Genomic DNA, 23,340 nt, shown 5'->3' with positions numbered 1-23,340 from the left:
GGGGCAACCCAAAATCCTTGCTTCCTTGATATTCTAAACGGCAATCTTCCTTGTATGCGCGCTGGTCGAGAGAGCATCGGTGAGCCCTTCAAAGCTCATCAGACGACCAACAGGACCAACACCAGCAATCGTCGGCTTGCTGTCAAGGAACAGACGTCCGGCAAGGTCGCTCAGTCGTTCTGGAGTGATCAGTGAGAGCCGATCCATCAGTTCACTGTTTGCGACCGGACGACCATAGAGCAGGAACTGACGTGCAATCTGCCCTGCACGACTTGCAGCGCTTTCCTGCGACATGAGCAGGCTTGCGCTGTACTGCGCACGGGCACGATTGACTTCCTCAAGGCTGATGGAATCCGCCGCCTTGTGCAATTCATCGATAATGACCGGAAGTAGCTCAACGAGCTCATCGCGGCCCGTCGCGGCATGAATACCGAACAGACCAGTATCGGAAAAGCCCCAATGGAAAGCATAGACCGAATAACAAAGGCCGCGCTTTTCACGCACTTCCTGAAACAACCGCGAGGACATGCCGCCGCCGAGGATCATCGAGAGAAGCTGCGAGGCATAAAAGTCGCGAACGTGATAGGCACGGCCTTCAAAGCCGATCAGTACCTGCGCGTCCATCAATTCGCGATTTTCGCGGAAATCACCGCCAACATAGGTGGCGAGATCAAGCGTTGGCGCAGTGTTGTGGGCGCGGAAACCGCCAAGACGCTTTTCAACTTCTTTCACGAATTGATCGTGATCGATGCCGCCCGCGGCCGTTACCACCATGCGGTCGGCGCTGTATTGTTCATCGATATACTGGCGCAGGTCGTCCGAAGTGAAAGACATAACCGTGTCAGGTTCACCAAGGATGGCGCGTCCGATTGGCTGATGGCGATAGGCGGTTTCGGTAAAGCGGTCAAAGACGATATCATCAGGCGTATCGTGCGCAGCACCGATCTCCTGCATGATGACCTGCTTTTCGCGCTCAAGCTCCGCTTCATCGAACTTCGAAGCGGTCAGAATATCTGAGAGGATATCGATCGCCAGAGGCATGTCGTTGCGTAGGACACGCGCATAATAAGACGTGGTTTCAACACTCGTCGCAGCATTGATCTCGCCGCCAACATTTTCGATGTCCGAGGCGATCTGCCAGGCCGTCCGCTTCTCAGTGCCCTTGAAAGCCATGTGCTCAAGCAGATGGGCAATACCATGCCGATCCGGAGCTTCGTTTCGTGCGCCTGCCTTGACCCAGATACCCAACGCGACGCTTTCCACATGCGGCATGTTATCTGTAGCAATGGTCAAGCCATTGGAAAGACGCGTTACTTCAACACCCATAAGCAAAATGCTCCCATAGTCCCATTCGGGTTCCCGTTCTTATTCTCTGTTAGAGCACTCGTATTTTATGCCCGAGAATGACGGCGAACGTATTCTTCCACGATTTTCAGCTCGTTGTGAAGAACTGTGAAACTTTCTTTTCGTTGCATCAAGTCCGAAAGCCATGCCGGAAGTTCCGGGTTAATACCGCACGCAGCCTTTACGGCATCGGGGAATTTTGCCGGGTGGGCTGTCGCCAGAACCACCATTGGTGCACTCCCGGACACTTTTTCGCGAGCGACCTTAACAGCAATGGCCGAGTGCGGATCAAGCAGATAACCATCTGTTTCCAGCACGGACTTTATAGTTTGCGCAGTTTCCGCAACCGTAGAACGGCCTGCTGAAAACTGACCTCGAATGGCAGAAAGCGGCTTTTCGGAGATAGTAAAACCACCCGATTGCCTCAGGCTCTGCATCAGGCCGCGTATCGCAGCCGCATCACGGCCATGAGCTTCAAACAGCAAACGCTCGAAATTGGACGAAATCTGGATGTCCATCGAAGGTGATGTGGTTTGTTCGACACCGCGCATTTCGTAGGCACCGCTATCCAGCGTACGCGAGAGAATATCGTTGTCGTTTGTAGCGATAATGAGCTGATCGATTGGAAGACCCATTTTCTTGGCAACGAAGCCTGCAAAAATATCGCCGAAATTGCCGGTTGGCACTGTGAAGGACACGGCACGGTCGGGCGCGCCAAGGCTCAGTGCTGCTGTGAAATAGTAGACCACCTGCGGCATAATGCGTGCCCAGTTGATCGAGTTTACACCAGACAGCGAAATCGCGTCACGGAATTCGAGATCGTTGAACATGCCTTTGACCAGATTCTGGCAGTCATCGAAATTGCCTTCGATAGAAAGAGCATGAACATTGGAAAAACCGGAGCTAGTCATCTGGCGCTGCTGCACCGGCGATACACGACCATTCGGAAACAGGATGAAAATATCGGTATTGTCACGGCCGCCAAAAGCCTCGATAGCTGCGCCGCCTGTGTCGCCGGAGGTGGCGCCGACAATTGTGGCGCGCTCACCGCGTTGGGCTAGCACATAATCCATCATGCGAGCGAGAAGCTGCATGGCGACATCTTTGAACGCAAGTGTCGGCCCATGGAACAGTTCAAGAATGAACTCGTTTGAGCCCGTCTGAACCAGTGGGCAGACCGCGTCGTGACGGAATGAACCGTAGGCTTCACGCACCATGCGCTCGAAATCTGCCTGGGGAATCTCACCGTTGATGAAAGGTGTCAGCACAGCCAGCGCGATATCCACATAGGATTTTCCGCGCAAATCGCGAATTTGTTCTGGAGTGAACTGTGGGTATTCTTGTGGAAGATAGAGGCCGCCATCGCGGGCAAGTCCGGCGAGCAAAGCGTCGCTGAACCCCAGAACAGGTGCTTCGCCGCGCGTGCTGATATATTTCATCTCAAAGGCCTTCATTTCGGGTCGATGCGGATTTTAGCCGCACAATGCAATAGAGCGTCCCTAAAAAAGCCGCAAGAATTAAAGCATCCTTGTAGGGATGGGGGTTGCTCTTGGCGACAAAAAACAGGAAAACACCCTCACGCTACGCATCGTTTAGAGCGCCTTGTGTCCGAATGGACGCAAAAGAATGCTCTAACGTGTTAAAAACTACGCACCGCGCTTTCCAAAAATCGATATCGATTTTTAGGCCGATGCTGTAGTGGTATAGAACAGGTCGATCAGTGCAGGGAAGCCCGGTTTATGCAGAAACCAATACAGAATCGTTCATCGTTGTTTCCAGTCTTTGCAACGGTTTTGCTTGCAGCGCTCGCAGGCTGCACGACAAGTGGCACGCAGAAGTCTGCGGATGGCTCACTCACCGATGCCGGCCAGACACGTATCAAGGAATCAGAGTTGCGCGCTTTCTGCCCAACTGTTTCACTGCGTGATGGCACTGCCTATTTCAACACCTATGAAAAGGGTGGCGACAAGGATGCGAACCGCGTCATTTATCAGGCGGCTTTGACCGATACTACTCGTGCTTGCCAATACACTGATGGAACAATCAATCTTGATGTTGCTGCGGCAGGTAAGGTTGTGCCCGGCCCGAAATACAAGAGCGGCAACATCACCATGCCAGTGCGCGTTGCAGTACTTCAGGGCGACAAGGTGATTTATTCCAAGCTGCACAAGCAGACTGTGAATGTGACCAGTGGCGGCGGTGCGACGCAATTTGTGTTCAACGACAAGGGAATTTCAATTCCGTCGGATAGCGCTCGTAGTGTCCAGATTTATGTGGGCTTTGATGAAGGTCCGTACAACACGAAGTAACTAGTGAGCCTTAAGAGCATTTTCTACGATTCATCTTTAACAGGAAATGCTCTAGCCGAGATCATGTGAGGTGCACGCTGATATTGCGCGCACCTCTTTTTTAACTTGCGATTTGTTTACGTTTGTCATTTATAGATCTGATGAATTTTACAGCTTTATATTGTATATTATTTATATAAGGCTACTAAAAGATAAGTTCGATCTTTTTATAAAGAATACTGGAAATAATAGTTATTTCCTTTATTTGATTTTATGCGCCATAGTGGCATGAGAAAGATGTTTTAGACTGGATTCCCTATTGTCGATATTGGAACGGCAGGTTTTCTGATGGTGCTTCAGCGCAGGTCTTTTTTATCGCCTGTTTATGTCCTGATCGCCGTTATGCTGCTGCTCGGTGCGATTGCTGGAAAATGGGCTGGCAATTGGTTTCAGCTTCATGACGAAGAACGGAACATGGATGCCTATATGTCTGTGCTCATGTCACAGGCCAATCGCATCATAACGTCCGCACAGAAAACGTTGGAGCAGGCCAACCGTTCTCCTTATGCAATTTGCTCTGACGAGGATAAACGTTATTTACGTGAGCTGCTGTTTGCTGGCTATCACATCAAAGATATCGGCCGTCTCGTTAATGAACGACTTCAATGTTCCACTCTTCTGAATGACGTTGACACTAACGAGGTGCGTTCCACTGAAGAGGTGAAGTTACAGGACGGCACTTATGTCTATGGCGATCATGATTTGATTACGCCTGGCAGCCACGGCCCCGTCATTGGACGTGACGAAGCCAATGTCGTTTTAAGCTCGGTTGCTTTTGATGCTTTGCACGTTTCCCAGTATAATTTCGTTGTTTTTCTGACAAGCGCGGACAGAACGCAGTTTGCGCGTCTATACAGTTTTCCCGAGGCGTTTCCCGGCAATATCCAAAACAGTTTTGTTCCGACAGGCAGCGGTCGGTTGTTTGGCATTTCGGACGATATTCTGCGTGAAAAAGCTTGTGACCCTGTTACGGGAATCTGTATTTCGGTCGTGACATCGCAGAGTTGGTATGCTGAGGCGGACCGACTCCTGCCTTTTGTTTTTACTGCTCTTGGAATGTTTGTTGGCGGCGGTCTTGGCGCAGCCTGGATCTATTATCGAAATCGCGACCGATCCTTGATTTCACTCTTGAAAAAGGCGCTGGCGGCGAAGAGCCTCACACTGGTTTATCAGCCTGTCGTCAACATAGGGGACGGCAAGGTTACGGGTTTTGAGGCGCTGATCCGCTGGGAGATAACAAAGGGTGATTTCGTGCCGCCTGATCTGTTTATTGCGCGTGCGGAAGCAGCGGGTATAGCAGATCGTATCACCTTGTATGTTGTCGATCAGGTGATTTTGGAGATGGGCGAGCTTTTGCGTCAGCAACGTTCTTTGCGCATCAATGTGAACATGACGGCAGGTGACCTGCAGAACCCGGCATTTATGGCTGCACTTGACCAGCGCCTCGGCGCATTTGATATCAAGCCCCAACAAATCGGACTGGAGTTGACGGAGCGTACAGCTGTCGATTTTTCCAAGGCCACCGAAGGTATCAAACAACTGCGTGAGCGGGGGCATCGGATTTATATCGATGACTTCGGCACAGGCTATTCCAATCTTGCCTATTTGGGCGAGCTGCAGGTCGATGCCATCAAGATAGACAAGGCTTTCACGCGTACAGTCGGTGATGAACGCGGTACAGTTTCAATCGTGCCACAGATTATTTCGATGGCGCATGAGCACGGTCTGGATATTGTCGTCGAAGGCATCGAGACAGAAGCTCAGGCTAACTATTTTCGCGGTATTTGCGATACTCTGTTCGGGCAGGGCTGGTTCTTCGGAAGGCCTGTTGACGCAACAGCGGCACAAGCGCTTGTGGGGAATGCTACCCCATCCAAAAGACGCGGGCGTAGCAAGGCTCCGGCGGCGAAATAGATATTTAACTATAGAACAAATCTATAAGATTCTAATTAAATTAGACTGCTTCTGTGAAGTGAAAAGCAAGAGGTTTGCATTACAACAATTTCAGCAGGGATGATTGTGTCTGATGAAGGGCTGGTCGTCTCCGATTGAAACTGCAACGAACCAAGAGGATAGGGCGGATTATAGAAACCGCTCTGGTCTATGCCCATGAAACCAAAATATGAACGCGTTCTTGAGCCGACAGACACCTGGGCGATCTTCGACGTCACGACGGACGAGCCCGCATCAATCGGCGACAGACTGATGATTGGTCTGAGTGAAAGCGAATCCGAAGAACTGCTCGCCACGCTGAATGCATCCGTGAAGAGCAAGAATAAACGCAGTGCTGCTTAACACTGCATTGCCAGTCCAGCAGGACGAATGCTGAACCAGCGCTTTTGATTTAGAGCGCATCCCGAAAAGTGTGAAACGGTTTTCGGACAAAGATGCGCGTTAAAACAGATAATTAGAGCGCGTTTCGATCTGATCCAATCAGATCGAAACGCGCTCTAATAGTTCTCCCGAAAGCATGTGTTTCGGGAGACGTCGCAAGCCTCAGGCGTCAGTCCAGATTGATAAGGCCTCGATCACGCCCGGCAGATCCTTATGGCGATGGATCACTGTTTCAGCACCTGCATCCGTCAGCTTGTCGGCATGGCCTGGATAGGTATGTGCGCCACCAGTAAAGCCGATGACACGCATTCCGGCTGCGCGTGCGCCATGAATGCCATGGGCTGAATCTTCAATCACGATGACATCCGCTGGATCGACACCAAATTGCTTGGCGGCGTAGAGAAAAACGTCTGGCGCAGGCTTCGGCTTTTTTGTGCCGACTTCGCGCGATGAGAAGATATTTGGCGCAAAAAGATCATAGAGACCAACGCGCTTCAACATGAGTTCAAGGCGCGCATTGGTCGAGTTGGAACAGACGCACTTTGGTAGCCCAAGTGCAGAAACGACCTCGACGATATCTTCAATCGCCTGCACTTCATTTTTAAGGCGTTCATCGAGCAGCTTTTCCGACTTGTCGAGTAGCGACGCGGATATCGGAATGCCTGCTTCACGTTCGACGGTCAGAAGAATGTCCTGCCAGGTAAGGCCAGCAAAGCGCTCGCCTACTTCTTCTGCTTCAATCGGATATCCAGCTTCTGTCAGAAGAACGGCATCGACTTGCGCCGCGATGACTTCCGAATCCACCAATACACCATCGCAGTCAAAAATAATCAGGGAAGGAGCCGCCATGTTACAAGCCTTTTAGAGCGCATACCGAACGTGTGAAACGATTTTCGGGTAGGGTGCGCATTACATTAGAATGTTAGAACGCTGATTTTGTCCGCTCGGATCAAACCACGCACTAATGAGGTACGAGGGGGATATTATCCGCCGAAACACCGCCGATGAGCTACACTTTTATGACTTGCGCGTCAAATTAAGGCCGTTCAACTTGCCGTATTTGTCGGAACGATATGCTGGGCTGACCGTTTCCTTCCTCCAGTGAAGGAGAAGTTTATGCGAAAGTCCGTTGTGCTGTTCATTCTCGCAATCGTCGTTGTTCTGGCGTTCATTCTTGCGACCCCGTATTATTACAGTGTGACGCCGGAGAACCGCGGAACTGCGCCGGTGGCTGACAAATCTTACTAAAGAATTTGCATCTTCCGACATGTTGGAAACGGGTCTAAAAAGCCGCCCAAATATAAGGCTTACACTTCCCCTGAAACCTCACGTCTGCGGCGATCCAGTTCTTCGCTATAGCGGCGCAGCGTGTGCGCTTCACTTAAAAGCCCAAGCACCATACGCTCCTGCGCATTATTGATGACTGCAAGCGCTTCGGCCTCTGCACGGTCGAAACGCGCAACAGCTTCCTTGGCATTCATCTGCGGCAGCAGGAACTGGTCCTGATAACGCAGCAAGTCGCTTATGCTGCGCGTACCGTCAGACGTATCGAAACTTTCCGAATAGGCTTCCGGGACAGGGATCATACCAACATAGTGCCCCTCACTATCCACTGCGATAACGCGCTGGGTTGAGCCGAGAGGGAAGTCGTGACGGAACGTCTCGATGTCCGTGTCGATGGGCACAGTGCGCACGTCGTGGCGCATCATGCGGTTGACGGTGAGATTGCGAACCCAGCCAATATCGTGCGCAGAGCGAATGGCTTCGCCACGCAGATGGAAGCGCCAGGTAGCAAACGAATAGCCGAAAGTCTTTCTGACCATAAGCGATGATGAGACGACCGCTCCGAGAACCAGCATTGCAATCGGGAAATCGCCAGTCAGTTCGAGCGCGAGAAAGGCCATAGTGAGTGGGCCGCCAACAATGGCCACAGCCATCGAACTCATGCCGATGACGGCATAGACTTCAGGCTCTAGCGAAAGTGGCAATACCATGCCGGTCACAGCTGCAAAAAGCTTGCCCGTCAGAGCGCCCAGAAACAGCGACGCAAAGAACAGTCCACCGCGAAAGCCTGAACCGATGGAGATGGCTGAGGCAAGAGATTTGCAGAAAATCAGGAGCAACAGCACTGGAATGGTTAGGTTGGCATTCAGATCAAGGTGCAAGGCCCCGTGGCCGGAAGCCAGAACCTGCGGTGAAACGAAAGCAATCATGCCGACAATTGCACCGCCGATAGCCGGAGCCATTACGGTTGGTATGATACTTTTTCGTGCAATACGTTCGACCGTGGTAACACCACGCATGATGAGAATGGCAATGCCTGCTGCCAGAAAACCAAGCACCAGCGCTGGCACATAATCGCGCGCCGCGATGCCATCCAGTGGTCCGATTTGGATAACGAACGGAGCCCCACCGATCGCCTGTGTAACCAGCATGCCGACAATGGCTGCGACCACGACCGGTGCCAGTGTTGCGATGGAATAAACGCCGATGATCAGCTCGAAAGCATAAAATGCACCCGTAAGTGGTGCATTGAACGCGCTGGCAATGGCTGCGGCTGCACCACATCCAACCAAAGTGCGTAAGTCGGCACGACGCAGTTTCAGTGCGCGACCAATGCGTGATGCAAAGCCACTGGCAAGCTGTGTATAAGCTGCCTCAAGTCCAACTGAAGCGCCAAAACCGTTGGAGATAAGGTTCTGCCCCACAAGAATGAAGCTGTCTGTCAGCGACAGATGTCCGCCGTGAAGCGCATTGGCCTCGATGGGGTCGACGATGGGTTTTTTGCGCCAGCGCGCCAGCACCCAAATGACAATACCCATAAGAATACCGCCCGCCAGTGGTGCAATATAGGCGCTTGGATTGAGTTGCGACGCAGAACTAAGCCTCTCACCTTCTGCAAGCCCGAAGAGAGCCTGATGCATCCATTGCGAAATGCCACCAATGGCCGCGACTGCAAGAGCCGAAATGATCCCCATGACTGCGCCAGCAATGGCGAGGCCGATTTCACTGCCGCGCACCAAGGCGCGCATGCGGAAGGGTACGAAAAGAACCCGCAAATACCGGTTGTGACGCAGTTCATTGATATTCATGTCTGACACATAAAGGGGCACGCAAATCAGTTGAGGTCGTTAGCGCGATCATAGGGGTAAACGAATAACCAAGCCTTATTGATTGCGCCATTTGAGAGCTTCGAACTGCAATTTGTTGACGGCTTTAATATGGCTGGAAGAAAACTGTCAAAGCCACTTGGTTATGCAAAGTGCCGGAAATACGGGCTTTTACGAGCAAATTAAGAAAAGGTTTACAATTTCAATCACTTGGCGTTAACCGCATATTTACCCTACTCAGTAACCATAAGGACAAGTTTTTAGCGTTCACAGGTAATCGAGTATCCCATGTCCCTAGTACGTCTTGCACATGAGTTGCCTATTGAGGCCCCGCGTACCGCTTGGCTCGACTCTATCATCAAGGGTGATTGCGTTTCCGCATTGGAACGCCTTCCGGATCACTCGGTGGACGTCATTTTTGCCGATCCTCCTTACAATCTCCAGCTGGGTGGCGATCTTCACCGCCCTGATCAGACGATGGTTAGCGCTGTTGACGATCATTGGGATCAGTTTGAAAGCTTTCAGGCCTATGATGCCTTCACCCGCGCATGGCTTCTGGCCTGCCGTCGCGTGCTAAAGCCAAATGGCACTATCTGGGTTATTGGTTCTTACCACAATATTTTCCGCGTTGGCACACAGCTTCAGGACATTGGCTTCTGGCTTCTGAACGACATCGTATGGCGCAAGACCAATCCGATGCCAAATTTCCGTGGTCGCCGTTTCCAGAACGCGCATGAAACACTGATCTGGGCTTCACGTGATGCAAAGGGCAAAGGCTACACCTTCAATTACGATGCCATGAAAGCGGCCAATGACGATGTGCAGATGCGCTCCGATTGGCTGTTCCCTATCTGCACCGGCTCGGAACGTTTGAAAGATGAAAACGGCGACAAGGTTCATCCAACCCAAAAGCCGGAAGCGTTGCTTGCGCGCATCATGATGGCTTCAAGCAAGCCAGGCGATGTCATTCTTGATCCGTTCTTTGGATCAGGTACGACCGGTGCTGTTGCAAAGCGTCTTGGCCGTCATTTCGTCGGCATTGAACGTGAGCAGGCCTATATCGATGCGGCAACTGCCCGCATTGATGCAGTTGAACCACTTGGTAAGGCTGAACTTACTGTCATGACAGGCAAGCGCGCCGAACCACGCGTGGCTTTCACCTCGATCATGGAAGCAGGCCTTTTGCGTCCGGGCACAGTTCTTTCTGATGCGCGCCGCCGCCATGCTGCTATCGTCCGTGCTGACGGTACTCTGGCTGCCAACGGCGAAGCTGGTTCCATTCATCGCATGGGTGCCAAGGTGCAGGGCTTTGATGCCTGCAATGGCTGGACGTTCTGGCACTTTGAAGAAAACGGTGCTTTGAAGCCGATTGATGAATTGCGCACGATTATTCGTGATCAGATGGCAGCGGCTGGCGCTTAAATTCAAATATAAATAGCTTACTACTATCGGACGACCTCCAACAAAGTCTGATGAAAAGACCCCCGAAGTGGATTGCTTCGGGGGTCTTTTTCGTAATTGAGATGTTCTAGAGCGTAATTCCTTAAACTTGGATCAGTTTAAGGTAAAATTATGCTCTCATTTTAAAGTGTTAGCGCGACCTTTGTGCGCCCAAGTGGGCGCACGGCGCTCTAATCAGAACGAGAGGCCGAGACCTTTGAGATCGCTTGCAAGTTTTGGTGCGCCGGTGAAATGCACGGCTTGCCAACCAGCGGCCTTCGCACCTTCGACATTGGCTGGACTGTCGTCGATGAAAAGTGTTGCTGCTGGGTCGAGATCAAAGCTCGCGACGTGATGATCGTAAATTTCGCGGTCCGGTTTCAACATGTGAATATCGCCGGAAACGGTTACGCCCCGGCTTTCGGTGAGAAACGGAAAACGGCCTTGCGCTTCGCGCAGCGTGTCAGAAGCAAAATTTGTCAGCATGGTCACGTCGTTACCGTCAGCAATAAGTCCGCGTAGTATCGCAACGCTGTCATCATAGGAATGCGGTACCATCAGGTTCCAGTTTTGGCGAAACGTGCGGATATGATCGCTGCGGTCAGGATGGGCTTCGATCAGCAGGGCTTCCGCATCTTCCCAACTGCGACCGCGATCTTGTTCGATATTCCAGGCACCCGTGCAGATGTTTTCCAGAAACCAACGACGTTCGGTGGCATCAGGGATCGCGTCAAGATAAGCGAGCTCCGGATCATAATGCAGCAGCACTCTGCCAATATCGAAAACGACGTGTTTAACTGGACTGGTCAACGGCTTTTCCTCCCCCGTTTGAAAGCATCTGGAATGGCGGCCGTGATGGCCTTTTTCATGACAGTTGGCAGAGCTTCGTCCTCTAATTCTGAAGGAGAAGACCACCAACCATCATTGGTTGTGTGTTTGGCAACATCGTTGGCGGCGTAGATAGAAAGACGCAACTCGAAATGTGTAAACACATGTGTGATGCTGCCAGATGACATCCAATCCGCTACAAAGGGTGCGGCATCTATGCTGGAATCGCCATCTATGCGCGCGGTCCAGCTGCTTCCCGGCACTTCCGTCATTCCGGCAAGTAGACCTTCGCGTTGCCGTTTACGTAATAGAACTGAACCGTCATCTGCGACTGCGATAAAGGCGGCACCCGTCCGTACTGGCTTCTGGGCTTTCGGCGCTTTGACGGGAAACTCTTCCGGGTCACGGTTAGCAAGCGCTTCACAGTTGTCATTCACCGGGCAAATTGCACAGGCAGGGCGCCGTGGTGTGCAGATGGTTGCGCCCAGATCCATCATGGCTTGCGCAAAATCACCCGGCCTGTCCACTGGTGTCATTGCGCCCATTCGAGCGCGAATCTCAGTCTTGGCAGCGGGTAGGGGTGTGTCGATGGCGAATAATCGTGAGATTACGCGTTCAACATTGCCATCGACCACTGCTGCGGGCTCACCGAACGCGATAGCTGCGATGGCCGCGGAAGTATAATCACCGATACCCGGAAGCTCTTTTAGATCAGCCGCAGTAGAGGGAAATTTGCCACCATAATTTGCCGCAATAAGGTCTGCGCATTTCTTGAGATTGCGCGCACGTGAATAATAACCAAGGCCTGCCCATGCGCGCAGAATATCGTCTTCGCTCGCCGCAGACATAGCCGCAACATTCGGCCAACGCTCAACAAATTTTGTGAAATAGGATTTGACCGCTTCAACTGTCGTCTGTTGCAGCATTATCTCTGAAAGCCACACCCGGTATGGGTCCGACTTAATGCCGCGCGATTGCTCAACTGGTGTTACACGCCAAGGTAGGATGCGATGGTGTCGGTCATACCAGTCAAGAATTTGTCCAGTTCTAGTACTATCGGGTGTGTGGAGCATTTGATCGGTATGATTTAAACGTTGGGAAACTCTCGCTACTCTGATTAAAGACCTTTGTTTAGAATTGATAGAAATTAATGCGTAGCATCGCTTTCTTGTGCTTTTATGGCATGCGATAGATCTCACGGCAGTGAGGCGGGAAGCAGATGTGAAATAAGGAGAGTCCGTGGCTAGTTCTGTCCCGGTATATGTCATAAATCTCGCACGCTCCCAGGACAGATGGGATGCTTTGCGAGCGAGTGCCAATAAGTTTTCAGTTGATGTTCGTCGCGTTGAGGCAGTCGAAGGTAAGTTGCTGACCGATGACGAGTTGGTGGGTTTTGACGACGCTGGCTTTCGTCGCAGACATGGAAAAATTGCGATGCCTGCCGAGATTGGCTGTTATTTCAGTCACATCAGGGCACTTGCAGCAATCATCGCTGCGGATGAGCCTTTCGCAGTAATTGTAGAAGACGATGTCGAATTTACACCTGAGTTCATGCCATTTCTTTCAGAGGCGTGCAGATTGAAGGGGTGGGATGTCATTAAACTCGTCAACCACCGTACGGCTGCTTTCCGAGGCTTTCGTTCTATAGATAAGTGCTTTTCCATCGGGCGTTGCCTACACGGGCCATCAGGAAGCTCTGCCGCGTATATTGTTACATTGGACGGTGCGAGACGCCTTCTATCCGCGATCAAACCGATGAGCCTTCCATACGATGTCGCGTTAGAGCGTGGTTGGGCGGGTGATTATGAAATTTTCACCACCGACAAACCTGTAGTAGCTCTTTCCAATGTGGCGATCTCCACCATTGCACAAGGTAGGAAAGGGTACGCCAAAACGCGTCTGCCGACATACAAAAGACTAAGCACACTTTTCTTTCGAGCGACTGACTATGTCAGGCGAATCGCATACGCTCTTGGGCGAAATGGTGTGGAAGAGGTGTAAGTGGGTTTTCTAAAAAAATCATTTCTTGTTCGCCGTCGAGTGGACCATTGGGCATTAGGGATCGCTTCAGCTTCGATGCCTATTCGCCTGGGGTTGGGTCCGCTCATCCTTTTCATATTCGCATGTATTGGTATTTATCTCAGCGCGGCACGTCATGCGACTACGCGTCTTTTTGCTAAGAAATTTTACATTTTCATTCTGCTTTACGCAGTTTGGTCACTCAGCCTTATTCTTTTCCGTGGTGAACCGTTCAACGATAACCGCCAAATTGGTTATACGCTGCTGATCGCAGTGTTTGCCTTTGCGGGTCCAGGTATGTTGTTGGTTCGCAATCCACTGCGCGCCTATGTATTGGGAGCGCGCGCCGGTGTTGTGATGGCAGTGCTCGCTGTGCTTTATCTTGTATTGACACAAGGTGGTCGTATTGGTGTCGGTGGAAATGAGGCAGTGTTCGCATTTGTTGCGGGCGTTTCGGCAATATCTGCAGGAATCCCTATTCTTAAAGCGCCACGTTATCTTCCAAATGGCCCCCACTGGCTCGTGCTGGGACTCGCTGCGGTGCTGGCGTCGGAAACACGCGCGGTGATTGTTGTCTTACCGATATTTGCGGCTGTGGAGATTATATTTTTCCTCCGTCGTCTGAGCGTTAAGCACCAAGGAGCCGTCTATGCCGCGCTCGCTGCGGCACTCGCGGCGCTCATTATTGTAGGACCTGTTGGCGATATTCTTTCCAAGCGGTTTTCTGGGATGGCCGAATATTATGACAGCGGCGATAGTTCTAAGTGGGAAGATAAGATTTCGGCAGATATCCGCGAGGTCATGTGGAAGAGCGCTGCTAAAGTCATCGAACACAATCCCATAGCGGGCGTTGGCTCTTATTCAAAAATGGATGCGGTTAAGGCGCAAGCAGGTGAGCAGGCGTCGATGCTCGAAGGCTTCCGTCACGTCCACAATACGATCCTTGATGAACTATTGAACGATGGCATCATCGGGTTGTTTTTCATGATGGCTGCCTTTCTTTCGATCTTTGTGCATCTTTGGCGGAATGCTGATAGCTGGGGTATGCGGCGCGCCTTGGTTTACTTCGCTGTGGTGTGCGGAAGCTACGGCATGTTGCATAATCCGCTCTTGCATGAAGTGACCATTTCTTCGGTCATGTTCTTCATTGCAGCACTCAACGCAGCTTCATCGCGGCGTATCATGGCTTTGCGTCGAGCAGGCCTCTCAAACTATATTCGCGGGAACTAGGGTTTATGAAAGCTATCGTCACAGGTGCCGCTGGCTTCATCGGCTTTCACACGGCTGTGCGTCTTCTTGATGAGGGCTGGGAAGTTCTCGGGGTCGATAATCTCAACGATTATTACCAGGTGGATCTCAAGGAAGCACGTCTTGCAAAGCTGCATTCGTGTCATGGTTTCCGGTTCGCACAGGCCGATATCTCGGACGCGAACGCTTTTGCTGTGGCCATTGGAACGGACCGCGATGCGGATGTGATTGTGCATCTTGCGGCACAGGCAGGCGTTCGTTATTCGATCGAAAATCCAGCGGCCTATGTATCAGCCAATGTCATGGGGCAGGTAACGGTTTTCGAGACCGCGCTTAAGCTCGCAAAGCGACCGCCAGTGGTTTATGCCAGCTCGTCATCGGTTTATGGTGCAAATGAGAAAATCCCGTTTTCCGAAAGTGACCCAGTGGATCATCCCGTTTCGGTTTATGCGGCGACCAAGCGTTCAGGCGAACTTCTAGCCGCCTCCTATAAACATGTTCACGGCCTTCATTCTACAGGTCTTCGATTTTTCACCGTCTATGGGCCATTTGGTCGCCCGGATATGGCGCCATGGCTGTTTACATCAGCCATTTTGAAGGGCGAGCCGATCCGCGTTTTCAATAATGGCGAAATGCAGCGCGACTTCACTTTCGTCTACGATATCGTGAGCGGTGTATTGGGTGCGATAAAGCGCATTCTTGAACACCCGGAAGAAACCGCGCCAGTCTATAACCTTGGCAATAATCGCCCTGTGATGCTCAACGATTTCATCGCAGCCATTGAAAAAGCATGCGGTAAAGAGGCGATCCGCAAGCTGGAGCCCATGCCCGCAGCGGATGTTCCGCGCACCTATGCGGATATAACACTTGCAGCGCGCGATCTCGGTTTCAGTCCTCAAACCACGCTCGATGAAGGTATCCCTTTGTTTGTTGAGTGGTTTCGGGGCTATAATGGGACGCGATGAGCGAACCAAAACCAAAACGGGGCTTTCGCCCGCTGGCAGATATGACGTCGCGTCTGATGGACCCGATGTTGCAGAAGCGCGCGGGTATTAATCTTTCGCTTCTGCAATCTTGGGAGGATATCGTCGGACCGGCAATCGGCGCATCATCGCGGCCGTTGCGAATAAATTGGCCTCGACGATTACGCGAAGACGATCCTTTCAGTCCCGCCACCTTGATTATCGCCTGTGAAGGTTTTGCGGCCCTGCAAATACAACACGAGACGGGCGAAATTATCAGCCGTGTGAACGGGTTTCTCGGTTTCTCCGCTATAGGTCGCATTAAGATTGAGCAGAAGCCGCCCGCGCTCGACTTCAGGCGTAAACCAAAGCGATTAGCCCCTCTGGCACCCTCGGAAGAACGGCGCATCGATAAGGCAACCGACGGTATTGAGGACGATGCGCTCCGCGCCGCTCTTGCTCGGCTCGGCAAAAATATTCTTGCCGAGAAACGATCAACGAAGAAATGAGCACTCTGCCTTAAATTTGATTCAAGATTGTTGCTGAACTTCATTTGATCACAACAGGGCTGGTGATTAGTGATCCACCACCCTAAATTGTGCCTAAAGCATGTCGCGAAAAAGTGGGAATCGGTTTTCCGTTAACGATATGCGAAAAACTAAGAATAAAGCGTGTTGTTTGAATATGATAGAATGCGAAACGCTTTAAGTGTCAACATTGAAACAGGACTGGATGATTCGTATGCCTGCACCGCTTAACCGCAGACATGTTATTTCCCTAGCGGGTGCCGCCGCCGCCGGGCTCGCTTTTGCTGGCAATGCGAGTGCACAGTCACGCAGCGCCGAGGCGACTGTTGACGCCGCGAAGGTTGCTGAAGCCGGCAAGCTCAAGGACATGGTTTATGGCAAGGCCGATGCGCCTGTTACGATTGTCGAATATGCATCACTAACCTGTTCGCATTGTGCTGATTTTGCGGTCAACACATTCCCGACCATCAAAGAAAAGTACATCGATACGGGTAAAGCGCGTTTGATTTTCCGCGAATTCCCGTTCGATCCACGTGCGACTGCAGCCTTCATGCTGGCTCGTTGCGCGCCTGAAGACCGTTATTTCCCGATGGTTGAAGTCTTCTTCAAACAACAACAGCAGTGGGCTGGCGCTGCTGATGGCGAAGCTGCACTGCTTCAAATTGCGAAACTTGCAGGTTTTACACAGGAGTCGTTCAAGGCTTGCTTGACGAACCAGCAAGTTCTCGATGATGTGAGAGCAACCATGGAACGTGGATCGACTGAATTTGGTGTGAACGCTACGCCAACATTCTTCATCAACGGTCAGAAATACGCTGGAGCCCTTTCGGTTGACGAGATGTCGGCAATCATTGACAAGCTGCTCTAAGCCGCCTTTCGGCAAGAAAAGCGGACGCTTCGTTGCGTCCGCTTTTTGTGTTTATACGCAAGCGCCGGGCGAAAAAGTGGAAGCCGGTTTTTCGCATAACCGGCGCGTTGAAACAGTTTCGGGGAGGGCACGCTGATGCGCTTCTCCAAGCTGCGACTTGTCGGTTTCAAGTCCTTTGTCGAACCTATGGAGTTCGTCATTGAAGGCGGATTGACAGGCGTCGTCGGGCCAAATGGTTGCGGCAAGTCCAATCTCGTCGAAGCGCTGCGCTGGGTGATGGGTGAAAACTCATACAAGAATATGCGCGCTTCCGGCATGGATGATGTAATCTTTTCTGGTTCAGCTACGCGTCCCGCGCGCAATACGGCAGAAGTGACGCTCTTCCTCGACAATTCTGATCGCACCGCACCGGCTGCTTATAATGATCAGGACGAGTTGCAGGTTTCGCGCCGCATTGAGCGTGAGGCCGGTTCCGTCTATCGGATCAATGGCAAGGAAGCGCGCGCCAAAGATGTGCAACTTCTCTTCGCCGATCAGTCGACCGGCGCTCGTTCGCCGTCTATGGTTGGACAGGGGCGCATTGGTGAACTCATTCAGGCCAAGCCACAGGCGCGCCGCGCACTTTTGGAAGAAGCTGCGGGTATTTCCGGCCTCCATACGCGTCGACATGAGGCCGAACTGCGTCTGCGCGCTGCCGAAGGCAATCTTGAGCGCCTCGAAGATGTCGTGGGTGAGCTGGGTAGCCAGATCGAAAGCCTGAAGCGACAGGCGCGTCAGGCCAATCGGTTCAAGGCGCTTTCTGCTGATATACGCCGTGCCGAAGCATCTCTTATGCATTTGCGCTGGTCACAGGCCAAAGCGCAGGAAGGCGAAGCGCAAAGTGCGCTCGCGCAGGCAACTTCTGTGGTTGGGGACATGGCACAAGCGCAGATGAATGCTGCGCGTGAACAGGCCATTGGCGCTCATAAATTACCCGAAATGCGTGAGGCAGAAGCAAAGGCTGCTGCTGCTCTGCAACGCCTTTCCATCGCTCGCACGCAGCTTGATGAAGAAGACGGTCGTATTCGGGCCCGCCGCGCCGAACTTATGAAGCGGCTCGAACAGCTGACGGCTGATATCGCCCGTGAAGAGCAAATGGTGCGTGAGAATGCCGATATTCTGGCGCGTCTTGATGAGGAAGAGCAAGAGTTGCTTGCTTCGAACGAAGCATCTGGTGAGCGCGATGAAGAATTGCGCGCGATCTTCGAGGAGGCGGAAATCCGCCTGCAGGATAGCGAAAACGCGCTGGCTCGCGTGACTGCGGAACGGGCGGAAGCTTCTGCAGAACGTACGCAGATTGAGCGCGCGTTGCAGGAAACGCAAAGCCGCCGTGATCGTCTGGCAAACCAGATGGAAACGATTGAGCGCGATATCGCATCAGTTGCTGAGCAGATCGGTGGTCTGTTTGATCCGTCTGAAAAGCGTCTTCTCGTTGAAGGAGCGACTGATGCTCTGGCTGCCGCCGAAGAGGCTGTGATCGCTGTCGAAGAACTCGTGAGTTCCGCTCGCGAGCAGGAAACTGCCAGTCGTCAGCCGCTGAACGAGGCTCGCACGGAACTCAATCGTATTGAGACCGAAGCACACACGCTGGCGCGCATTCTCAATGCTGGTGAGGCAGGGCAGTATCCGCCTGTTGTTGAGGAATTACGGGTCGAGAAGGGCTATGAAATAGCCCTTGGTGCGGCGCTTGGCGAAGACCTTGATGCTGCAAGCGATTCCAGCGCACCGGTCTTCTGGGCCTATAACCCCGCACCCGAAACCGATCCTGCACTGCCTGAAGGTAGCGTGCCTCTTGATCGTTTGGTGGAAGGCCCACAACAATTGCGCCGCAGGCTCGCGCAGGTGGGTGTTGTTTCGGAGGGTGATGGCCAGCGTTTGCAGGCATCCTTGCGTCCCGGCCAGCGCCTTGTAAGCAAGGCTGGCGCTCTGTGGCGCTGGGATGGATATACCGCTAGTGCTGACGCGCCAACGCCTGCTGCACAGCGACTTGCGCAGAAGAACCGGCTAGCCGAGTTAGAGCAGGAAGCAATCGCGGCCGCTCGCCGCGTGCACGACGTTGAGCAAGCCGTACAGCGTCTTGAAATCGCCGTGCGTGAAGCAGTCGAGCATGAGCGTGTGGCGCGGGATTCATGGCGCGCAAATCAGCATAAGCTGGATGAAGCGCGTGAGGCTCTGGCTGCCGTTGAACGAGCCGCCGGGCAACTGGCTACTAAGCGCGCGGGCCTCGAAGAAGCCAAATCGCGCCTTGAGGAAAATCTCGAAGAAGCGCAAATCCGTGTGGTTGAGGCCGAAGATCGGCTCAACGAAATGCCGGATATGGACGCAATCGGCGAGCGCCATTCGGCTTTGAATTCAGAAGTGCAATCGGATCGTGTAACACTTGCAGAAGCGCGCGCGGCTTATGAAGGTCAGCGACGTGAAGCGGACAACCGTGCGCGACGGTTGGCGATGATTGGCATGGAACGGCGCAACTGGGCGTCAAGAGCGCAAAATGCAGAGCAACAAATTGCAGCTCTGAATGACCGCCGCGCCGAAACTGCGGATGAAGCAGAAGTTCTGGCGGAAGCCCCGGAAGAAATCGAGAGCCGCCGCCGTGCGCTTTTGAATGAACTTTCGGAAGCAGATGATCGTCGCAAACAGGCTGCCGACATTTTGGCTGAGGCCGAAGCGGTGCAGGCCGAACTCGACAAGGCTGCGACACTGGCGATACAGCAGCTTGCAACCAGTCGTGAGCAACGCGCGCGCGCGGAAGAGCGCCTGACTGCTGCCGAAGAGCGCCGCAAGGATACGGAATTACGCATTGCGGAAGCGCTTAACTGCGCGCCGCATGAGGCCATTCGTCATACGGGCCTCAAGCCCGAAGATCGTATGCCTGATCCGGATCAGCTCGAACGCCAGCTTGAGCGGTTGCGTATCGAACGCGAGCGTCTTGGTGCGGTCAACCTGCGCGCGGAAGAGGAAAGTCAGGAGCTTTCTGCTCGTCTTGAGGCGATTATCTCCGAGCGCGAAGACGTCATCGAGGCGATCAAGAAACTGCGTCAAGCCATCCAGAGCCTCAATCGCGAAGGCCGCGAACGTCTGTTGGCTGCTTTCGATGTGGTGAATGCGCAGTTCCAGCGTCTGTTCACGCATCTTTTTGGTGGCGGTACGGCAGAGCTTCAGCTGATTGAAAGCGATGACCCGCTGGATGCCGGTCTGGAAATCCTTGCTCGTCCTCCGGGCAAGAAGCCGCAGACGATGACCCTTCTATCGGGTGGCGAGCAGGCACTGACAGCAATGGCGCTGATCTTTGCAGTATTCCTCACCAACCCAGCACCAATCTGTGTGTTGGACGAAGTGGATGCACCGCTCGACGATCATAATGTCGAGCGCTACTGCAATCTGATGGATGAAATGGCGGCTTCAACCGAAACGCGTTTCGTCGTCATCACGCATAATCCGATCACCATGGCCCGTATGAGCCGTCTGTTTGGCGTGACGATGGGCGAGCAGGGCGTGAGCCAGCTTGTCTCTGTTGATCTGCAAACTGCAGAGCGGTTGCGCGAAGCGGTCTGATTTTCATTGCTGAGTGATAGTATCACTCTTCATTTTCACTTTCGTCTTCATCATCGGCTTCAATTACTTGCCAGATAAATGCGTGAAGACGTTCTTCAATGCTTGCTCTGGAAGCACCTGATGCTTCCATCTCACGCTTGATTTTGAAGAATTGGTCCTTGTCAGATTGCGACAGATATTTGGCGGCGGATTCAAGTGATGATAATGAACTGGACATTGCTGTTGATACTGCTTTGTTTGGTGAAATGCTATAGCGCATCCCGAAAAGTGCGAAGCGGTTTTCGGATAAGATGCGCGTTGGCGTAAGAGGCTGCATCCCGAAAAGTGCGAAGCGGTTTTCGGGATAAAGTTCTCGTAAACATAAATAGATAGAGCATTTCCAACGATTCAATCTGAACTGGAAATGCTCTCATTTTGCGTCATTCTTGATCAGCGAGCCTTATAGGTCACGCTCATTTTTGCGCCTGTCAGCGCGTGTTGTGCAAGTTTGCCCGGCTCCAAGTCATTGAGGCCGATTGGCATTGGCTTGTCGAAATGCACATCCATTGTGAAGAAACCGGTCGGATGTGGCATATCCTGAACAAAACGCAGAAGTGCTTGTCGAGAGGTCGCATCAATCTGCTTGTCAGGCATCGCTTCGACAGATTTACTCACGATATCACGTAGACGAGCAATATCGATTTCCGGGTCGCTTTCACCGGTTTCAGATGGCAGTGCGGCGTAATTTGCAAGAACGGGCAGGGCGACACTCTCCCACAGCCCCTGATTATCAAGCCGTAAGCGCAGATGCGAAAGCGTTGCGGTTGGATTAACCGTAAGGCTCGCAACCGATGAATCGACGGGCAGGTTGATTTCCGCAGCAACTGAAGCCTTACCCATCTTTATGCTGCTGATTTCTGCGTTCTGAATGTGCAGATATCCGCTTTCCGGATTGAAGCGATAAGAAGCTGCGAAATCCATCGGCCATTGCTGAATTGAAGTAATGTAATCCGATACTTTGTTGCCGCTTTGCAGCGTCATGCGTACGCCATCCACCGCCAAGCGCCCCCACTGCGGTGCAGTTTTGCTCAAATCAGGGGCTTCAGAAAGATAGTCCTGCAGGCGATCAACTTCCAAAACGGCTCTTTCGACTGTCCACCCCATAATGCTCATGGCTTGATAAATGCCGTTCGAAACAACGCAGCCATCGGGAATATCTCTGACCATATAATCTTTGCCGGGCTTGAGAATACTCATGCCCTTGAGAAATTCTTCGCACCGGCTAAGCGGTGCGTTGTCAGGTGCAGGTGCAGGCGCGGTTGCTTGCGCTAATGCTGACGTGGCGGCGAGGGAGAGCAGGACGGTTGGAAGGATGAAGCGCATGTCACCGAATTCTATGTTGAACCAAATAAGATACGCCGCATCATTTCCATATGGTCGCTGCTGTCAACCAGTGACAATGAAAGTTGCTACTTGTCGCTCCAGACCGCAAGCTCGTTGCCTGCAGGGTCGGTGAAATGAAAGCGACGCCCACCGGGGAAGGCAAAGATAGGTTTCACAATCGTTCCACCAGCCTCGGTCACGGATGCCAGCGTTTCTTCAATTTTTGCCGAATAAAGTACGGGCAAAGGTTTGGCGGTGGCTTGGGGATCGGCATCAAAGCCACCATCCAGCCCTTCGGCAAAAGCGGAATAGGTCGGGCCGTAATCAACGAATGACCAGCCAAACGCACGCGCATAGAAACTTTTCGCGGTGTCGAGCGACCCATTGGCCGCAGGCATTTCAAGATAATCGAGCTTGCCGGTGATACGCATGTCCAACTCCAAATGTTCTATATTTGTTCTTATATTGGAGGTAGGCCCGCCAATTTGTCAAGTGATATTGGATTTCGATTAACAGGCCGTTTTGATTATTAAAAGTGAAGTCGGCCCATCAAGATGCAGTCGACAAACTGTCCGTCTCTGAAGGCATCGGATCGCAGAACGCCTTCGCGTTCGAAGCCGAAGTTTTCATATAGCTGAATGGCGTAAAGATTGTCAGCAAACACTGTCAGATCCAGTCGATGAAGGTTGAGCCAGTTGTCTGCCACGTCAATAATTTCGCGCATAAGGCCAGTGCCGATGCCTTGGCCGTGGTAGTCATCATGCACGCCAATACCGATAGTCCCTGCGTGTATTCGCCGGCCATCTGCGCGACGAATATCGCAGCTTCCAACAATCTTTCCGTCAAGTGTGGCTACTATGACGATGTGTTTATCTTTGAGGTTTGAAAGCCATTGGCGCGTGTTTGCAACGCGCGTAAACGGCAAACGGGATGTTCCCGCTCGAAACTTGGGCATGTTGGTCATTGCACATATTTCTTCCGCATCCTCTACGTTTGGAGCGCGATACGTGAGTGCATCTGGTGCTGAAATCATGGAGCCTCCGGTAAACACAGTTCCGAAGCCTAACCGCTCAACAGGCAGCCAGCCATTGCAAGAAACCAATCCCTATTTGTCTGGTTTCCTCATTAAATTTGCGTATCATGACTACCGCATCGACCCAAAATAGATTGCGATTTTTGGAAAGCACAATGCGTAGATTCAATGTGTTAGAGCGGCCTTTGTGCTCCGAAGGGACGTACGGCGCTCTAGGGTCCAGACTCAATTGAGCCACCATGTGACGATGGCAGCGATATAGCATGTGGCTGTAAAGTTCAGCATGAGCTTGTCATATCGTGTCGCGACCCTCCTCCAGTCCT

At 52.3% G+C, this 23,340-nt stretch carries 21 protein-coding genes; 11 read left to right on the top strand and 10 right to left on the bottom strand.

Translation table 11 applies throughout. The features are described from left to right. Positions 1-33 precede the first annotated feature (33 nt). Both OIV19_RS14780 and thrC read right to left on the bottom strand, forming a co-directional pair. Complete coding sequence (locus tag OIV19_RS14780) at positions 34-1,326, bottom strand: M16 family metallopeptidase (protein WP_095446203.1); 1,293 nt, start codon at positions 1,324-1,326, stop codon at positions 34-36. Positions 1,327-1,391: 65 nt separating this feature from the next. Continuing rightward, entirely contained in the window at positions 1,392-2,783 is a 1,392-nt protein-coding gene (gene thrC, locus OIV19_RS14775; protein ID WP_095447853.1) for a threonine synthase, read from the bottom strand. A gap of 300 nt (positions 2,784-3,083) precedes the next feature. Between thrC and OIV19_RS14770 the strand changes: the two genes are divergently transcribed. From OIV19_RS14770 to OIV19_RS14760, 3 genes are all read left to right on the top strand, one after another. Beyond that, positions 3,084-3,653 carry a hypothetical protein gene (locus OIV19_RS14770; RefSeq protein WP_264232116.1) on the top strand — a complete coding sequence of 190 codons (570 nt, stop codon included), beginning with the start codon at positions 3,084-3,086 and terminating at the stop codon, positions 3,651-3,653. Positions 3,654-3,980: 327 nt separating this feature from the next. Then, a complete protein-coding gene (locus OIV19_RS14765) occupies positions 3,981-5,606 on the top strand; it encodes an EAL domain-containing protein (protein ID WP_264232115.1) in 1,626 nt (541 codons plus the stop codon). A 195-nt stretch (positions 5,607-5,801) separates the two neighbouring features. Continuing rightward, entirely contained in the window at positions 5,802-5,987 is a 186-nt protein-coding gene (locus OIV19_RS14760; protein WP_151091371.1) for a hypothetical protein, read from the top strand. Positions 5,988-6,188: 201 nt separating this feature from the next. On the opposite strand, the gene OIV19_RS14755 is transcribed toward OIV19_RS14760, so the two are convergent. Next, positions 6,189-6,875 carry an HAD family hydrolase gene (locus OIV19_RS14755; RefSeq protein ID WP_264232114.1) on the bottom strand — a complete coding sequence of 229 codons (687 nt, stop codon included), beginning with the start codon at positions 6,873-6,875 and terminating at the stop codon, positions 6,189-6,191. Positions 6,876-7,142: 267 nt separating this feature from the next. Here OIV19_RS14755 and OIV19_RS14750 point away from each other — a divergent pair, with 267 nt between their 5' ends. Continuing rightward, positions 7,143-7,274 carry a hypothetical protein gene (locus OIV19_RS14750; protein WP_264232113.1) on the top strand — a complete coding sequence of 44 codons (132 nt, stop codon included), beginning with the start codon at positions 7,143-7,145 and terminating at the stop codon, positions 7,272-7,274. Between the two features lie 59 nt (positions 7,275-7,333). On the opposite strand, the gene OIV19_RS14745 is transcribed toward OIV19_RS14750, so the two are convergent. Then, positions 7,334-9,118, bottom strand: a complete 1,785-nt coding sequence (locus tag OIV19_RS14745; protein WP_264232112.1) for a chloride channel protein — start codon at positions 9,116-9,118, stop codon at positions 7,334-7,336. A 306-nt stretch (positions 9,119-9,424) separates the two neighbouring features. Between OIV19_RS14745 and OIV19_RS14740 the strand changes: the two genes are divergently transcribed. Continuing rightward, positions 9,425-10,558 carry a site-specific DNA-methyltransferase gene (locus OIV19_RS14740; protein ID WP_095446209.1) on the top strand — a complete coding sequence of 378 codons (1,134 nt, stop codon included), beginning with the start codon at positions 9,425-9,427 and terminating at the stop codon, positions 10,556-10,558. 213 nt (positions 10,559-10,771) lie between these two features. Here the strand turns inward: OIV19_RS14740 and OIV19_RS14735 are convergent, their stop codons facing one another. Together OIV19_RS14735 and mutY are read right to left on the bottom strand one after the other, a co-directional pair. Beyond that, positions 10,772-11,386, bottom strand: a complete 615-nt coding sequence (locus OIV19_RS14735) for an HAD family hydrolase (protein WP_264232111.1) — start codon at positions 11,384-11,386, stop codon at positions 10,772-10,774. Beyond that, positions 11,383-12,477, bottom strand: a complete 1,095-nt coding sequence (gene mutY, locus OIV19_RS14730; protein ID WP_264232110.1) for an A/G-specific adenine glycosylase — start codon at positions 12,475-12,477, stop codon at positions 11,383-11,385. The genes OIV19_RS14735 and mutY overlap by 4 nt, the downstream gene beginning before the upstream one ends. A 166-nt stretch (positions 12,478-12,643) precedes the next feature. Between mutY and OIV19_RS14725 the strand changes: the two genes are divergently transcribed. The 6 genes from OIV19_RS14725 (at position 12,644) to OIV19_RS14700 (ending at position 20,622) form a co-directional block, all read left to right on the top strand. Continuing rightward, entirely contained in the window at positions 12,644-13,405 is a 762-nt protein-coding gene (locus OIV19_RS14725; protein WP_264232109.1) for a glycosyltransferase family 25 protein, read from the top strand. 75 nt (positions 13,406-13,480) lie between these two features. Continuing rightward, positions 13,481-14,653: an O-antigen ligase family protein gene (locus tag OIV19_RS14720; RefSeq protein WP_264232108.1), complete on the top strand. Its 1,173-nt coding sequence runs from the start codon at positions 13,481-13,483 to the stop codon at positions 14,651-14,653. Between the two features lie 5 nt (positions 14,654-14,658). Continuing rightward, on the top strand, positions 14,659-15,636 hold the full coding sequence (locus tag OIV19_RS14715) for an NAD-dependent epimerase/dehydratase family protein (RefSeq protein ID WP_264232107.1): 978 nt from the start codon (positions 14,659-14,661) through the stop codon (positions 15,634-15,636). Continuing rightward, positions 15,633-16,142: a DUF721 domain-containing protein gene (locus OIV19_RS14710; protein ID WP_264232106.1), complete on the top strand. Its 510-nt coding sequence runs from the start codon at positions 15,633-15,635 to the stop codon at positions 16,140-16,142. Before OIV19_RS14715 ends, OIV19_RS14710 begins: the two co-directional genes overlap by 4 nt. 232 nt (positions 16,143-16,374) lie before the next feature. Continuing rightward, positions 16,375-17,028 carry a DsbA family protein gene (locus tag OIV19_RS14705; protein WP_095447854.1) on the top strand — a complete coding sequence of 218 codons (654 nt, stop codon included), beginning with the start codon at positions 16,375-16,377 and terminating at the stop codon, positions 17,026-17,028. A gap of 135 nt (positions 17,029-17,163) precedes the next feature. Beyond that, positions 17,164-20,622, top strand: coding sequence for a chromosome segregation SMC family protein (locus tag OIV19_RS14700; protein WP_264232105.1), 3,459 nt, complete (start codon positions 17,164-17,166; stop codon positions 20,620-20,622). Between the two features lie 22 nt (positions 20,623-20,644). On the opposite strand, the gene OIV19_RS14695 is transcribed toward OIV19_RS14700, so the two are convergent. The 4 genes from OIV19_RS14695 to OIV19_RS14680 all read right to left on the bottom strand — a co-directional run bounded on the left by OIV19_RS14695 (position 20,645) and on the right by OIV19_RS14680 (position 23,017). Beyond that, positions 20,645-20,938: a hypothetical protein gene (locus OIV19_RS14695; RefSeq protein ID WP_264232104.1), complete on the bottom strand. Its 294-nt coding sequence runs from the start codon at positions 20,936-20,938 to the stop codon at positions 20,645-20,647. Between the two features lie 113 nt (positions 20,939-21,051). Further along, entirely contained in the window at positions 21,052-21,984 is a 933-nt protein-coding gene (locus OIV19_RS14690; protein WP_264232103.1) for a hypothetical protein, read from the bottom strand. Between the two features lie 86 nt (positions 21,985-22,070). Further along, positions 22,071-22,415 carry a VOC family protein gene (locus tag OIV19_RS14685; protein WP_094579059.1) on the bottom strand — a complete coding sequence of 115 codons (345 nt, stop codon included), beginning with the start codon at positions 22,413-22,415 and terminating at the stop codon, positions 22,071-22,073. 98 nt (positions 22,416-22,513) lie between these two features. Next, positions 22,514-23,017, bottom strand: a complete 504-nt coding sequence (locus OIV19_RS14680; RefSeq protein ID WP_264232102.1) for a GNAT family N-acetyltransferase — start codon at positions 23,015-23,017, stop codon at positions 22,514-22,516. Between the last annotated feature and the right edge of the window lie 323 nt (positions 23,018-23,340).

The sequence above is a fragment of the Brucella sp. HL-2 genome, assembly GCF_025846885.2.
Taxonomy (GTDB): Bacteria; Pseudomonadota; Alphaproteobacteria; order Rhizobiales; family Rhizobiaceae; genus Brucella; species Brucella quorumnocens.
This window is presented reverse-complemented; position numbering and strand designations above follow the sequence as displayed.